Origin of the sequence: Streptomyces sp. NPDC059582, from assembly GCF_042735715.1 — a bacterium.
Taxonomy (GTDB): domain Bacteria; phylum Actinomycetota; class Actinomycetes; order Streptomycetales; family Streptomycetaceae; genus Streptomyces.
Genome location: NZ_JBHWCC010000018.1, coordinates 1 through 12,947, shown reverse-complemented (window position 1 = coordinate 12,947; position 12,947 = coordinate 1). Strand labels below are relative to the sequence as shown.

Here is a 12,947-nt window from a genome sequence, read left to right as displayed (position 1 = left end):
TCGACCCGACCTTCCGAACTCGGCGTACCTCTACCAGCGGCTCGGCTACGAACCGGTGCGGGACTTCGCGGCGTACGACTTCCAGGCGCGTCGCGGCCTCAGGGCCACAGCAGTTCCCTGAGCCAGTCCGAGCCCTCCCGTCGGTAGCGCAGCCGTACGTGCCGCCGCCGTTCGTCGCCCTGGAAGAACTCCACCTCCGTCGGCCGCAGACGGTAGAGCGTCCAGGTCGAGGCGTCGGTGTCCGGTTCCCGCCGGGCCAGTTCCCAGGCGTCCTGCGAGGCCCGCTGCAACTCCTCGGTGGATCCAAGGATCTCGCTCTGCCGGCCGGTCAGCGCGGCGGCCAGCGCACCGGTGGAGCGGGCGTGCAGATCGACCCGTGCCTCCTCGGGCGGCGCCACGGCGACCGGGCCGCGTACGCGCACCTGACGCCCCTGGACGGGCCAGTAGAAGCCGAGGGCGGCGTACGGGCGGGCGGCGAGCTGGCGGCCCTTGCGGCTGTTCGCGTGTGTCGCGAACGCCCAGCCGGCCGCGTCGGCCCCGTGCAGCATCACGGTCCGGACGTCCGGGAGGCCTTCCGCGTCCGAGGTCGCCAGCGACATCGTGTGCGGTTCGGGCTGCCCGGCCGCCACCACCTCCGCGAACCACGCCGTGAACAGCGTGAGGGGCTCGGCGGGCGTGGCGTCCGGGTCGAGGGGCGGCAGGTCGGTGACCGCCGGGTCCCACACCCGCAGGGACCTGAGCAACTCGTGAAGATCCGTTCCCATGCCTCGAGTATCACCGACCGCCCGCCTGACCCGGGTGACAGCTCGACACCACCCGACCCCGGCGACAGCTCGCCCGCCCCTCCGGCCCCGGCGACAGCACGCCCGGCCGCCCCCGTCACCGCCCGACCGCCCGTAAGCCCGGCACCGCGTGCCCCCCACTCAGCCCCGGCCCAGCACCACCGTCCCCGAGGAGCAGAACCAGCCGCCCGTTCCGGAGGCGACCGCCAGTTCGGGCAGCGTCCCGTCCCGCCGCCGCACCTGACGTGCCCCCGCCTCGCCCCGCAGCTGCCGTACCGCCTCCACCAGCAGGAACAGCCCCCGCATCCCCGGGTGCTGGGCCGAGAGGCCGCCCCCGTCCGTGTTCACCGGCAGCTCCCCGCCCGTCACCTTCAGCCGCCCCTTCTCCACGAACGCCCCGCCCTCGCCCTTGGCGCAGAAGCCGAGGTCCTCTAGTGTCACCAGTGTCATGTAGGTGAAGGCGTCGTAGATCTCCGCGAGGTCGATCTCCCGCGGCCGCACCCCGGCCCGCTCGAAGGCGAGCCGTCCGCTCACCGCGGCCGGGGACACCGTGAAGTCGGGCCACTCCGACATGGCGGCGTGGGAGACGTGCTCCCCGGTGCCGAGGATCCACACCGGGGCCGTCCGGCAGTCCCGTACGTACTCCTCGGCGGCGAGCAGCACGGCCGCCCCGCCGTCGGAGCGTACGCAGCAGTGCAGCTTGGTGAACGGGTCGGCGATCATCGGGCCGGACAGGACGTCGTCCACGGTGATCGGGTCGCGGAACAGCGCCTCCGGGTTCAGGGCGGCGTTCGCCCGGGCCTGGACCGCGACCTGGGCCAACTGCTCGATCGTCGTGCCGTGTTCGAGCATGTGGCGGCGGGCGGCCATGGCGTACTTGGCGATGAGCGTGTGGCCGTAGGGCGCCTCGAACTGGAGCGGGCCGCGGGCGCCGAAGGAGAGGTCGCCGGTGCGGCGGCCGGCCTTGATGTCGGCGCGGGCGGTCGAGCCGTAGACGAGCAGGACGGCCTCGGCGTGGCCGGCGGCGATCGCGTCCGCCGCGTGGGCCGCCATGACCTCCCAGGTGGAGCCGCCCACGGAGGTGGAGTCGACCCAGGTGGGTCGCAGGCCCAGGTACTCGGCCACCTCCACGGGGGCGAGGGTGCCCGTGCCCGCGGACGCGAAGCCGTCCACGAGCGAGCGGTCCAGTCCGGCGTCGGCGAGGGCGCGGCGGGCCGCCTGGGCGTGCAGGGAGTACGCGGTCGCGTCGTCCACGCGACCGCAGGAGGAGAGCGCCACCCCGACGACGGCGGCCTTCCGGGTCCCGGGTGCAGACATGAATCTGACGGTATATCAGATTGGGTGCGAGTGGCAGCCGTTGTGCCCCTGGGCATCCGTGCGCGGGCGCCCTAACATGACGGGCCGTCAGATCTGGAAGGGGTGCCCCATGGACGCCGGTCTCACCGCGGAGCAGGAGGACATCCGCCGCACCCTCCGGGAACTGCTGGGCAGGCGCTGCGGGCCGCAGGAGGTGCGGGCCGCGACCGACGGCCCCGCCGGGCACGACCCGGACCTGTGGACCGCCCTCGCCGCCCGGCTGGGCCTGCCCGGACTCGCCCTCCCGGAGCGCTACGGCGGTGTCGGCTGCCCGGTCACCGACCTCGCGCTCGCCTGTGAGGAGACGGGACGCTTCCTGGCCCCCTCCCCGCTGCTGGCCACCGCCGCCCTCGCCGCCCCCCTCCTGCTGGCCCTCGGCACCGAGGCCCAGCGCGCCGGGCTGCTGCCCCGGATCGCCGCCGGCACCCTGACCGCCGCCCTCGCCGTGCCCGGCACCCGCCTGTCCACCGCCCTGGAGCTGACCGGTGCGAACGGGGGCGACTGGGCCGGGGGCGGCCGGGCGGGCGGGGTGCAGGCCCGGCGCGCGGACGGGCGCTGGCGGCTGTACGGGCAGGCCGACCAGGTCCTCGACGGCCACAGCGCCGGACTCCTCGTCGTCGCCGCGCACACCGGCGGGTTCGCCCGCTCGCGCACGCTGCTGTTCCTCGTCGCCGGTGACTCGTCCGGGCTGGTGCGGGTGCGGCAGACCGCGCTGGACGCCACCCGGCCCCAGGCGCGGATCCAGCTGCGGAACGTGGAAGCCGAGTTGCTGGGCGAGGGCGACGACGGTGAAGGCGTCCCCGCGGCCCTCGCGGCCGTCGGCGACAGCGTGGCCGCCGTGCTCGCCTGCGAGGCCGTTGGGGCCGCCGACCGGGCGCTGGAACGCACCGTGGAGTACGTCGGCCGGCGTGAGCAGTTCGGGCGGCCGATCGGCTCCTTCCAGGCGGTGAAGCACAGGCTGGCCGACGTGTACGTCCAGGTGCAGTCGGCGCGCTCGGCCGCGTACTACGCGGCCTGGGCGACCGCCCGGGAATCAGCGGGTGCGGCGCGAGGCGCCTCTTGGGAGGGGCGGTGGCGGGAGACGGGGGAGCGGGTCGGCGGGCTCGCCCTCGCGCAGGCCCTGGAGGCGCTGCGGACCGCCGCGGCCGAGGGCATCCAGTTGCACGGCGGCATCGGTTTCACCTGGGAGCACGAGGCCCATCTGTACTTCAAGCGGGCCGGCGGGGACGAACTTCTGTTCGGCCCGGTGCACCGGCTGCGGGCGCGGGCCGCCGAGACCGCGCGACTCTTCGAGCGGCGGGAGGTGGCGGTGTGATCACCGTCGGGGTGCGCCTGGTGCAGAAGGTCTCCTCCACCCGGGGCTTCGCGAAGCTCGCCCCGCACGTCGTCCCCGCGCTGGACCGTGCGGTGCACCGCCTCACCCGCGGCAGGGTGCTGCTCAGCGCGCAGCTGCTGCCGGGCGTGGTGCTGACCTCGACCGGGGCGCGCAGTGGCCTGCCCCGGCGTACACCGCTCGCGTGCGTGCCGCAGGACGACGGTCGTGGCTGGCTGCTGATCGGCTCCAACTTCGGCCGGTCCGGCCACCCCGCGTGGACCCACAACCTGCTCGCCCACCCCGACGCCGAGGTCAGCTGGCGGGGCGAGGACGTCCCCGTCACGGCGCGGCTGCTGGCGGGGGAGGAGCGGGCCGCGGCCTGGCGGGCGGCGCTGGCGTTCTGGCCGCCGTACGCGACGTACCAGGCGCGGGTGGAGCGGGAGATACGGCTGTTCAGGATCGTGCGGAAGTAGCACGGCAGGCGGTGGTCCACCCGAGTGAACCACCGCCTGCCTGACAGGACTTGGGACCGGTAAAAGAGCCCGCGGCTATTTCGTCGGCTTCTTCCCGGTCACGCTCAGGTGGACCAACAGAGCCAGGTTCGGCTTGAGTTCGGCCTGCTTGACGCCCCAGGACTGGAAGCCCTTCTGGTGGGCGGCCACCGCGGCGAGCATCGCGACCAGTGAACCGGCGATCGCGGCCGGGTTCACGTCCTTGTCGACCTTGCCCTTGGACTGCAACTCGGCGACCGCGTCCGAGAGTGAGTTGTTCACCGAATTGAGAATCTTCATACGGAGCTTGTAGAACCGCTTGTCGCCCTCGGCGGCCCCGAGGTCGACGACCCTGAGGATCGCGTCGTTGCGGCGCCAGAACTCCAGGAACCCGTCCACGAGTTCCTGCGCGGTCTGCCATCCTGCCTTGCCGACCCAGGAGCGTCCGGCGACCAGGGCCGTCAACTCGGCTCCCTCGGTGGCCATTTGCTCGGCGATCTCCAGGACGGCGCCCTCGACGTCCGGGAAGTACTGGTAGAAGGTGGCGGGCGAAGTGCCCGCCTTCCGGGCGACATCGATGACTTTGACGTCCCGGTACGGGGAGGAGCTGAGCATCTCGCTGAGGCAGTCGAGCAGCTTCTGCCGGGTCGCCTGCCCACGCCGGCCGGCCACGCGGCCGTCGACGGTACGCACTTGTCCTGTCATGCCGTCAGCTTACCGAGGGGTGATCGGAGCGCGATTCGGCCGACTGCAAATGGGGTGCGCGGGGGTGCGGGGGCTGGTGTGCCTGGTCTGCGAGGTGCGGGCGGCGCGGCTACTTTGGCGGTATGGCCGAAAACAGGGCATCGGGGTACGGAGGGGACGTCCGGGAGGGCGCCCCCTGCTGGGTGGACGCGCAGCTTCCCGACGTGGAGGCGGGCAAGCGGTTCTACGGCGAGCTCTTCGGGTGGACGTACGAGGACGCGTACGGCTCCTCCGTATGGGCCCGCGACGGCGGTGAGCCCGTCGCCGGACTCGAACACAAGGCGGACGGCCGGATGCCCACCGTCTGGACGGTCTACTTCGCGACCCCGGACGCCGAGGCGCTGGTCGGGCGGATCCGGGACGCCGGCGGGCAGGTCGTCACGGCGCCCGTGCGGGTCGACGGCCTGGGCACCGCCGCCCTGGTCACCGACCCCGAGGGCGCGGTCTTCGGTCTCTGGCAGCCCGGCTCCCACCCGGGCTTCGGCACCCGCCGCGCACCCGGCACGTTCGCCTGGGCTCAGCTGTACGCCCGCGACACGGCCACCGTCAACGCGTTCTACGGCGACCTCTTCCACGACGCCCTGTTCAGCCCCGACGTCGAGCCCGAGTTCGGCCGGACCCCCGTGACCGACCTCTTCCCGGCCGAGATGCCGCCGCACTTCCTGGTGCACTTCCGGGTGGCGGACTGCGCGGCGGCGCTCGGTACGGTGAGCCGGCTCGGCGGACGCGTCCAGGCGGGTCCCTTCGCCGCTTCGTACGGCACGGTGGCCGTCGTCACGGACAATCAGGGGGCGTCGTTCGCGCTGCTGGAGCGCTGATCGCCGCGGTTTTGCCCCAATAACATAGGAGACACCCCGATTGTCACCGGGTTCGCAACCTGCGGCCCGGCCAGGAAGAATCAGGGTGCGTGCCGCCATGGCGGTGCGGTGGTGAGACGCTGCACGGGGTCGCGTACACACAGGGGTCGACGCGGCCCGTACGGGGAGGTGGCAGGGCAAGTGGTGGATCAGCTGACGCAGCACGATCCGCGGCGTATCGGGCCGTTCGAGGTGCTGGGACGGCTGGGTGCCGGCGGCATGGGGCTGGTCTATCTCGCGCGCTCGGCGTCCGGACGGCGCGTGGCGATCAAGACGGTCCGTACGGAGCTCGCCGAGGACCAGCTCTTCCGGGTCCGCTTCACCCGCGAGGTGGAGGCGGCCCGCGCGGTCTCCGGCTTCTACACGGCCGCGGTCGTCGACGCCGACCCGCGCGCCGCGGTGCCGTGGCTGGCCACCGCGTACGTCCCCGCGCCCTCGCTCGAGGAGATAGTGAACGACTGCGGGCCGCTCCCGGCCCAGGCGGTGCGCTGGCTGGCGGCGGGCGTCGCGGAGGCGTTGCAGTCCATCCACGGCGCCGGGCTGGTCCACCGTGACCTCAAGCCCTCGAACGTCCTCGTGGTCGAGGACGGCCCCCGGGTGATCGACTTCGGGATCGCCTCAGGCGTTTCGAACACGCGTTTGACGATGACGAACGTGGCCGTCGGTACGCCCGCCTACATGTCACCCGAGCAGGCGAAGGACTCCCGCAGCGTCACCGGCGCCAGCGACGTGTTCTCGCTCGGCTCGATGCTGGTCTTCGCCGCCACCGGACACCCGCCCTTCCACGGCGCCAACCCCGTCGAGACCGTCTTCATGCTGCTGCGCGAGGGCCCCGACCTGGAAGGCCTCCCGCACGAGCTGCGCCCGCTCATCGAGTCCTGCATGCAGATGGAGGCGACGGCCCGCCCGAACCCCGCCGACCTCCAGGCCCAGCTCGCCCCCCATCTCTTCGGCTCCGGTTCCGACGACAGCGGTACCGCGTCCGCGTGGCTGCCCGAGAAGGCGGTGGGGCTCATCGAGTCGCGCCGCGGTGGCCGCCCGCCGGTGAAGACGCCCGCGCCCGGTCCCCGCAGCGCCGGCCGGGCTCCCGTGCCGCCCCCGCCCTCGCGCGACCCCGTCATCCCGGCGCCCCCGGTGCCGGCCCCCGTGGGCGCCCCCGACAGCGGACCCGTCCAGCTGGCCGGGGCCGCGGTGCCGATCGGACCCGGTCCGCGCGTCGCCGACGCCCGCGCCGCCGCCGTCAAGGCGCCCCCGCCGGAGGCCGGTCTGGTCGCCTCCTGGGCCAGGCCCCGCCCCGGCGTCAACGGCGCCGACCCCGCCGTGACCGTGCCGCCCCCCGTGCCCCCGCTGCCGCCGGAGACGGCGGCCGGCTGGCGCCCCTGGCGGTTCCGCATGTCGAACGACGTGTGGGGCACCCCGGCGGTCGCCGGTGACCTCGTGTACGTCACCTCCTTCGAGGTGCACGCCCTGGACGTGGCGACCGGCCGGCGCCGCTTCAAGACCCGGGACGTGGCCTGGTCGATGGCGGTCGCCGACGGCCGTATCCACGCCTCCGACGGCCCCACCCTGTTCGCGCTGGACGCCCGTGAGGGCGGTGACCTGTGGCGACTGTCGACGGACGCCTGGGTGTACTCCCTGAAGGCCGACCGGGGCACGGTCGTCACCGGCACGCGCGGCGGCGGAGTCCAGGCCTGGGAGGCCTCCAACGGCCAGAGACTGTGGGAGATCGCCGGCTGTCAGAGCGACTTCGAGTCGCCCGAGGCGGGCCCCGCCGTGTACGACGGCACGGTGTACGTCTGGCAGGACGCCCGGCTGCGCGCCCTCGACGCCCGTACGGGCGAGGAGCGCTGGTCGTACCCGATCGGCGACGCGGCCTCCTGTGGCGGGGTGCCGGTCCGTGTCACCCGCGCCGAGGACGGCCATGTGTACGTCTGCGCGGGCACCCGTGTCCTGGCCGTCGAGGTGTCCACCGGAAGGGTGCGCTGGCACTTCGAGGCCCCGGCCGCGTTCCTCTCCCCGCCCACCTTCGTGCCGGGCCCCGCGGTGACGGGCGGCGGGGTGTATCTGGCCGACTACCTCGGCACGGTGTACGCGCTCGACGCCACCGACGGCCGCGACCGCTGGCGCATCGCCACCGAGGCCCGGTCGTCGACCGATCCGGTCCTGGTGGCCGCGGGCCACGTCCACGTCGGCAGCGGCAAGGGTCTGTACACCCTGGACGCCGTCACCGGCACGCCCAAGTGGCGCTTCCAGGCGGGCGGCGACATCGTGGGCGCGCCCGCGGTGGCCGAGGGACGCATCCACTTCGGCTCCACCGACCACCTGCTCTACACGCTGAAGGCCGACGACGGCCGACTGCGGTGGAAGCTGGCGACGGGCGGCGAGATCACCGGATCGCCGGTGGTGAAGGACGGCGTGGTCTACGCGTGCAGCAAGGACCGCTGCGTGTACGCGCTGGACGCGGAGAAGGGCACGGGCACGGCGCGCAGCGCCTGACGGCCGGCGGCGGCTCCCACCCGGACGCCGGGCCGGGACGAGGCGACCGCCAAGCGGTGACATGCTCGTGACAGATGGTGACTATGGTGTCGTGCATGGATCGACGGGGGCACAGACTCAGGTTCACCGCGGTGTCGGTACTGGTCGTACTGGCGCTGACCGGCTTCTCCACCGGCCGGGGACACCGCGGCGGCAGCCATGGCGGGGACGGGGGCGGCGGATGCAGCAGCTCCGGCCAGGACCACGACGGCTCGTCGTCGGGCGGCGGTACGTCCGGTTCGCGCTACCACGACTACGACGACGATGACGACACCACCACCACCGGCGGGGGCGGCTCCACCGCGCAGACCCCCACGCAGACCCCCACGGGGCAGGACGTCGCCGACGTCAGACTGGTGCGGTGCGCGACGGCGGACAATCCGAAGGCCCGGCTCGACGTCCGGAACTACAACGCCACGGACGGCACCTTCTCCGTCCACGTCGCCTTCGAGGACGCGGAGGGCGTCACCGTCGACGAGCGCACCATGGACGTGAAGGTGGCCGCCCGGAACTGGGCGGTGGTGGAGGTGCCACTGGAGCCGGCCGTCGCGGCGAAGGTGGAGCACTGCGAAGCGGAGCCGGTGGCCCCGTCCGCGTGACCCGCGTGCCGCGCCCCGGGGCCGCGCTAGCGAATCCGGGGCGCGGCCGCCGGGCGCCCGGCGAACAGCCGGGCCTGTTCCTCCGTGGGCAGGTTGCCCAGCGAGATGAGCTGCGGCGCCTGCGCGAACGCCGTCGCGCGCGCCGCCTCCTGCGCCGCCCACAGGGCCCGTACGGTCCCCTGGACACCCCGCGTCGGGTATCCGGCGATGACGGTGGCGCACCGCACGGCGGCCGGCAACGCCTCGCCGGGGGCGGTCAGTTCGCAGACGAGTCCGAGCTCGTACGCCCGCTGGGCCCCGATCCGTTCCGCGCTGCCCATCAGCATCATCCGGGCGACCTCGCCGTACGGCATCCGGTGCGCCATGAGGACGGACTCGTAGGCGCTGACCATGCCGAAGGTGGTGTGCGGGTCGAAGAAGGCGGCGGTCGTGTCGGCGACGACGAAGTCGCTCTCCCCGAGCAGGTAGAAGGCCCCTCCGCAGGCCATCCCGGCCACCGCGGCGATCACCGGTTTCCACAGGTCGTTGGCCTTCGGCCCGACCCGCAGCAGCGGATCGTCCTGCATGTACGGCGACGCGGGCTGCGGCACGACCGCGTCCCGGTCGAGCCCCGTGCAGAAGGCCCGCTCGCCCGCCCCGGTCAGCACCACGGCCCGTACGGTGTCGTCGAATCGGAACTCCCGCCAGACGGCGACCAGTTCGTCTACGGTCTCCAGGTCGATCGCGTTGAGCCGCGCGGGCCGGTCGAGGGTGACGACGGCGACGCCGGTGTCCTGGTCGGTGCTGACCTGCACGCCGTTCACGGCCGCTCCGCGACCCACTGCGGAAGGCCGCCGTCGGAGAAGACGACCTGCACCCTGGCACCGATGCGGAGGTGGTCGGGGGGGACGGAGTCCAGCGGCGCCCCGGCCCGGGTGACGAGGTTCCCGACCAGCCGTATCCGGGGCGCGTCGGCGAGCTCGACGACGATGACGTTGTACGGGGCCTGCTCCGCGTAGTCGGGCAGCAGCGGCGGATGCGGGACGACGTAGGACCAGATGCGCCCACGGCCGTCGACCTTGCGCCAGGTCGTGCCGAAGGACTGGCAGTGCGGGCAGCAGGGGCGGGGCGGGAAGCGGAGCTCGCCGCAGTCGGCGCAGGCCTGGATCCGCAGCTCGCCCTGTGCGGCGTACTGCCAGAACGGGGCGCCGTCGGCGTCGGTGACGGGGGTGAGCATGGCGCGGTTCAACTCCTCGAATCGTCAGGTGCGCAGCAGCAGGGCGGAGGTGGGCACGCCCTCACCGGCGGTGACCAGACAGGTGGCGGCGCCCGGGACCTGCGCGGTACTGGTCCCGCGCAGTTGCCTCACGCCCTCGTTGATGAGGTTGAAGCCATGCACATAGGCCTCGCTGAGCCCGCCGCCGGCGGTGTTCAGGGGCAGCCGTCCGCCGATCTCCAGGGCGCCCCCTTCCGTGAACGCGCCGCCCTCGCCGCGCCCGCAGAAGCCGTACCCCTCCAGGGAGAGCAGGATCAGCGGGGTGAACGCGTCGTAGATCTGGGCGACGTCCACGTCCTGCGGGGTGAGGTCGGCGTGCTTCCACAGATGCCGGGCGGCGGTCCAGGCGGGCCCGGTGAGCGGGTCGTCGTTCCAGTAGTTGACCATGCCGTGGTGCTGGGCGGGCAGGCCCTGGGCGGCGGAGTGGATGTACACGGGCGGCCGGCGGCAGTCGCGCGCCCGTTCCCTCGACACGACCACGCAGGCCAACGCCCCGTCCGTCTCAAGGCAGTTGTCGAAGAGGCAGAGCGGCTCGCTGATCCACCGGGAGGTCATGTACATCTCGCGGGTGAGCGGCCGTTCGTACATGACGGCCGCCGGGTTCTGGTTCGCACGGTTGCGGCAGGCGAGGGCGACGTTGAAGAGGTGGTCCCGGCCGGCCCCGTGCTCGTGCAGATAGCGGCGGGTCAGCATGGCTATCTCGTCGGCGGGCCGCAGCAGTCCGAAGGGCCGGGTCCACTGGGCGGGGGTGGGGAGTTGGGCGGTCGTGTTCCTCCAGGGCCGGGGGCCGGAGCCGCGCTTGCGCGACCGCCAGGCCACCCCGACCGTCGCCTGTCCGCAGGCGATGGCGGCGGCGAGATGGGCGACGGTGGCGCAGGAACCGCCGCCGCCGTAGCCGACCTTGCCGAAGAACGTGAGGTCGCCGAACCCGACCGCCTTCGCCAGCTCCACCTCGTCGGTCTCCTCCATGGTGTAGGAGGCGAGTGCGTCGACCTCGTCCGGGGCGATCCCGGCGTCGTCGAGGGCGGCCAGGACGGCCCGGCAGGCGAGCGTCCGCTCGTCCTCCGGGAGGAGCCGGGCGAAGGCCGTCTGGCCGATACCGACGATCGCGGTGGCGTCCTTGAGGCCGGTTCCGGCGCGGGATCCCGCCATGCTGCACACACCTCCGCACGAAGACCTGGCTGCTGACAGGTCGTCAGGTTACAACTAATCTGACGGGTAGTCAGCTACTAGGTGCGGAGGCGGGTTGTGATGCGCGGTGACGTGGAGTGGGACAGCATCCCGGGCCTGGTCCGCACGGCGGCCGAGCGGTACGCGGACTCCGAGGCGGTGGTGGAGGGCCGCACCAGGGTCTCGTACGCCGAGCTGGGCGCCCGCGTGGAACGCGCGGCGGCGGCGTGCCTGGCGAACGGCGTCGGCGTCGGCGACCGCGTCGCCGTCTGGGCCCCCAACACCCTGGACTGGATCGTCTCGGCGCTGGGCGCGGTGTCCGCGGGCGCGGTGCTGGTCCCGCTGAACACGCGCTTCAAGGGCACGGAGGCCGCGGACGTGCTGCGGCGCAGCGGGGCCCGGCTGCTGTTCGTGACGGGGACGTTCCTGGGCACGTCGTACGTGGCGTCGCTGCGCAGGGCGGCGGGGGAGGGGGCCGGCGGGGTGCCACTGCCGGGGCTGCCGGCGCTGCGGGACGTGGTGGTCCTCTCGGACGACGCCCCGGCCGACTTCCGTACCTGGAAGGACTTCCTGGCGAGCGGGGAGGGGGTGGGGGCGGCGGAGGTGCGCGAGCGGGCGGACTCCGTGACCCCGTCCATGCCGTCGGACATCGTCTTCACGTCCGGCACCACCGGCCGCCCGAAGGGCGTGGTGATCACCCACGCGCAGACGGTACGGGGCTACGAGATCTGGGCCGACCTGGCGGGACTGCGCCGCGACGACCGCTACCTCGTCGTGAACCCCTTCTTCCACACCTTCGGCTACAAGGCGGGCGTGATCGCCTGTCTCACCCGCGGCGCGACGATGGTCCCCCAGCCGGTGTTCGACGTGGACACGGTCCTGGCGAACATCGCGGCGGAGCGGATCTCGGTCCTGCCCGGCCCCCCGACCCTGCACCAGTCCCTCCTGGACCACGCCTCCCGCGACGCCCACGACCTGTCGGCGCTGCGGCTCGTGGTGACCGGCGCTGCGGTGGTACCGCTGCGCCTGGTGGAACGCCTGCGCGGCGAACTCGGGGTGGACACGGTCCTGACGGCGTACGGGCTGTCGGAGGCCAGTGGCATCGTCACGATGTGCCGCCGCGGCGACGAACCGTCGGTGATCGCCTCGACCTCGGGCCGGGCGATACCCGGCACGGAGGTGCGGGTGGCGGCCGCGGCCCCGGGGACCCCGGGCGAGGTGCTGGTCCGCGGCTTCAACGTCATGCGCGGCTACTACGAGGACGAGACCGCGACCGCGGAGGTCCTGACCCGGGACGGCTGGCTCCGCACCGGGGACGTGGGCGTCCTGGACGCGGCGGGCAACCTCCGTATCACCGACCGTCTGAAGGACATGTTCATCGTCGGCGGCTTCAACGCCTATCCGGCGGAGATCGAACAACTGCTGGGCCTGCACCCCGATGTCCTGGACGTCGCGGTGATCGGCGTGCCGGACACCCGGCTGGGCGAGGTCGGCAAGGCCTTCGTGGTCCGGCGCGCGGACGCGGTCGTCACGGCCGACGACCTGATCGCCTGGGCCCGCCGGGAGATGGCGAACTACAAGGTGCCCAGGGCGGTGGAGTTCGTGGCGCGGCTGCCGCGGAACGCCAGCGGGAAGGTGGTGAAGGGGGAGCTGCGGCAACGGCCCTAGGTCGTGTCTCGAAAGTCCCGTCCGGCCCGCGGCGTCTGGCACGGCGCCTCGCCGCGTTGTCGGGATCGCCCGCGTACGCCCGGTACGCGGACGACCCTCCGCCTTGCGACGCACCGCACCGGACGCCGCGGGCCCCGCCCTCCGGGCGGACGACGCTACTTTTCGAAACACGCCC

Annotated in this window: 12 protein-coding genes; 6 read left to right on the top strand and 6 right to left on the bottom strand. The window is 73.4% G+C overall.

Annotated elements, in window-relative coordinates:
- Window positions 1–98 precede the first annotated feature (98 nt).
- Both ACFV0T_RS17435 and ACFV0T_RS17430 read right to left on the bottom strand, forming a co-directional pair.
- A complete protein-coding gene (locus ACFV0T_RS17435; protein WP_385779373.1) occupies window positions 99–764 on the bottom strand; it encodes a pyridoxal 5'-phosphate synthase in 666 nt (221 codons plus the stop codon).
- A gap of 159 nt (window positions 765–923) precedes the next feature.
- Window positions 924–2,099 carry an acetyl-CoA acetyltransferase gene (locus ACFV0T_RS17430; protein ID WP_385779371.1) on the bottom strand — a complete coding sequence of 392 codons (1,176 nt, stop codon included), beginning with the start codon at window positions 2,097–2,099 and terminating at the stop codon, window positions 924–926.
- Between the two features lie 109 nt (window positions 2,100–2,208).
- On the opposite strand from ACFV0T_RS17430, the gene ACFV0T_RS17425 reads away from it, so the two are divergent.
- Together ACFV0T_RS17425 and ACFV0T_RS17420 are read left to right on the top strand one after the other, a co-directional pair.
- Entirely contained in the window at window positions 2,209–3,453 is a 1,245-nt protein-coding gene (locus ACFV0T_RS17425; protein WP_385779369.1) for an acyl-CoA dehydrogenase family protein, read from the top strand.
- Window positions 3,453–3,926 carry a nitroreductase family deazaflavin-dependent oxidoreductase gene (locus ACFV0T_RS17420; protein WP_385779598.1) on the top strand — a complete coding sequence of 158 codons (474 nt, stop codon included), beginning with the start codon at window positions 3,453–3,455 and terminating at the stop codon, window positions 3,924–3,926. The genes ACFV0T_RS17425 and ACFV0T_RS17420 overlap by 1 nt, the downstream gene beginning before the upstream one ends.
- Window positions 3,927–4,001: 75 nt before the next feature.
- Here the strand turns inward: ACFV0T_RS17420 and ACFV0T_RS17415 are convergent, their stop codons facing one another.
- Window positions 4,002–4,637, bottom strand: a complete 636-nt coding sequence (locus ACFV0T_RS17415) for a TetR family transcriptional regulator (protein ID WP_385779596.1) — start codon at window positions 4,635–4,637, stop codon at window positions 4,002–4,004.
- 134 nt (window positions 4,638–4,771) lie between these two features.
- Between ACFV0T_RS17415 and ACFV0T_RS17410 the strand changes: the two genes are divergently transcribed.
- From ACFV0T_RS17410 to ACFV0T_RS17400, 3 genes are all read left to right on the top strand, one after another.
- On the top strand, window positions 4,772–5,506 hold the full coding sequence (locus tag ACFV0T_RS17410; RefSeq protein ID WP_385779367.1) for a VOC family protein: 735 nt from the start codon (window positions 4,772–4,774) through the stop codon (window positions 5,504–5,506).
- Window positions 5,507–5,686: 180 nt separating this feature from the next.
- The gene (locus ACFV0T_RS17405) at window positions 5,687–8,041 is read left to right on the top strand and encodes a PQQ-binding-like beta-propeller repeat protein (protein WP_385779365.1); all 2,355 of its coding nucleotides are present in this window, start codon (window positions 5,687–5,689) and stop codon (window positions 8,039–8,041) included.
- Window positions 8,042–8,136: 95 nt separating this feature from the next.
- Entirely contained in the window at window positions 8,137–8,679 is a 543-nt protein-coding gene (locus ACFV0T_RS17400) for a hypothetical protein (protein WP_385779363.1), read from the top strand.
- A 26-nt stretch (window positions 8,680–8,705) separates the two neighbouring features.
- Here the strand turns inward: ACFV0T_RS17400 and ACFV0T_RS17395 are convergent, their stop codons facing one another.
- The 3 genes from ACFV0T_RS17395 to ACFV0T_RS17385 are packed head-to-tail and all read right to left on the bottom strand — an operon-like array spanning window position 8,706 to window position 11,086.
- Window positions 8,706–9,482 (bottom strand): enoyl-CoA hydratase/isomerase family protein, encoded by a 777-nt coding sequence (locus ACFV0T_RS17395; protein WP_385779361.1) that lies wholly within the window; start codon window positions 9,480–9,482, stop codon window positions 8,706–8,708.
- Window positions 9,479–9,895: a Zn-ribbon domain-containing OB-fold protein gene (locus ACFV0T_RS17390; protein WP_385779359.1), complete on the bottom strand. Its 417-nt coding sequence runs from the start codon at window positions 9,893–9,895 to the stop codon at window positions 9,479–9,481. The genes ACFV0T_RS17395 and ACFV0T_RS17390 overlap by 4 nt, the downstream gene beginning before the upstream one ends.
- Before the next feature lie 24 nt (window positions 9,896–9,919).
- Window positions 9,920–11,086: a lipid-transfer protein gene (locus ACFV0T_RS17385; RefSeq protein WP_385779357.1), complete on the bottom strand. Its 1,167-nt coding sequence runs from the start codon at window positions 11,084–11,086 to the stop codon at window positions 9,920–9,922.
- Between the two features lie 99 nt (window positions 11,087–11,185).
- Between ACFV0T_RS17385 and ACFV0T_RS17380 the strand changes: the two genes are divergently transcribed.
- The gene (locus ACFV0T_RS17380; protein WP_385779355.1) at window positions 11,186–12,772 is read left to right on the top strand and encodes a FadD3 family acyl-CoA ligase; all 1,587 of its coding nucleotides are present in this window, start codon (window positions 11,186–11,188) and stop codon (window positions 12,770–12,772) included.
- Window positions 12,773–12,947: the final 175 nt, after the last annotated feature.

Bases quoted from the DNA above. Each gene is read 5' to 3' on its own strand.
- ACFV0T_RS17435 (WP_385779373.1), bottom strand. From the start codon at position 764: ATGGGAACGGATCTTCACGAGTTGCTCAGGTCCCTGCGGGTGTGGGAC.
- ACFV0T_RS17430 (WP_385779371.1), bottom strand. From the start codon at position 2,099: ATGTCTGCACCCGGGACCCGGAAGGCCGCCGTCGTCGGGGTGGCGCTC.
- ACFV0T_RS17425 (WP_385779369.1), top strand. From the start codon at position 2,209: ATGGACGCCGGTCTCACCGCGGAGCAGGAGGACATCCGCCGCACCCTC.
- ACFV0T_RS17410 (WP_385779367.1), top strand. From the start codon at position 4,772: ATGGCCGAAAACAGGGCATCGGGGTACGGAGGGGACGTCCGGGAGGGC.
- ACFV0T_RS17400 (WP_385779363.1), top strand. From the start codon at position 8,137: ATGGATCGACGGGGGCACAGACTCAGGTTCACCGCGGTGTCGGTACTG.
- ACFV0T_RS17390 (WP_385779359.1), bottom strand. From the start codon at position 9,895: ATGCTCACCCCCGTCACCGACGCCGACGGCGCCCCGTTCTGGCAGTAC.
- ACFV0T_RS17385 (WP_385779357.1), bottom strand. From the start codon at position 11,086: ATGGCGGGATCCCGCGCCGGAACCGGCCTCAAGGACGCCACCGCGATC.
- ACFV0T_RS17380 (WP_385779355.1), top strand. From the start codon at position 11,186: ATGCGCGGTGACGTGGAGTGGGACAGCATCCCGGGCCTGGTCCGCACG.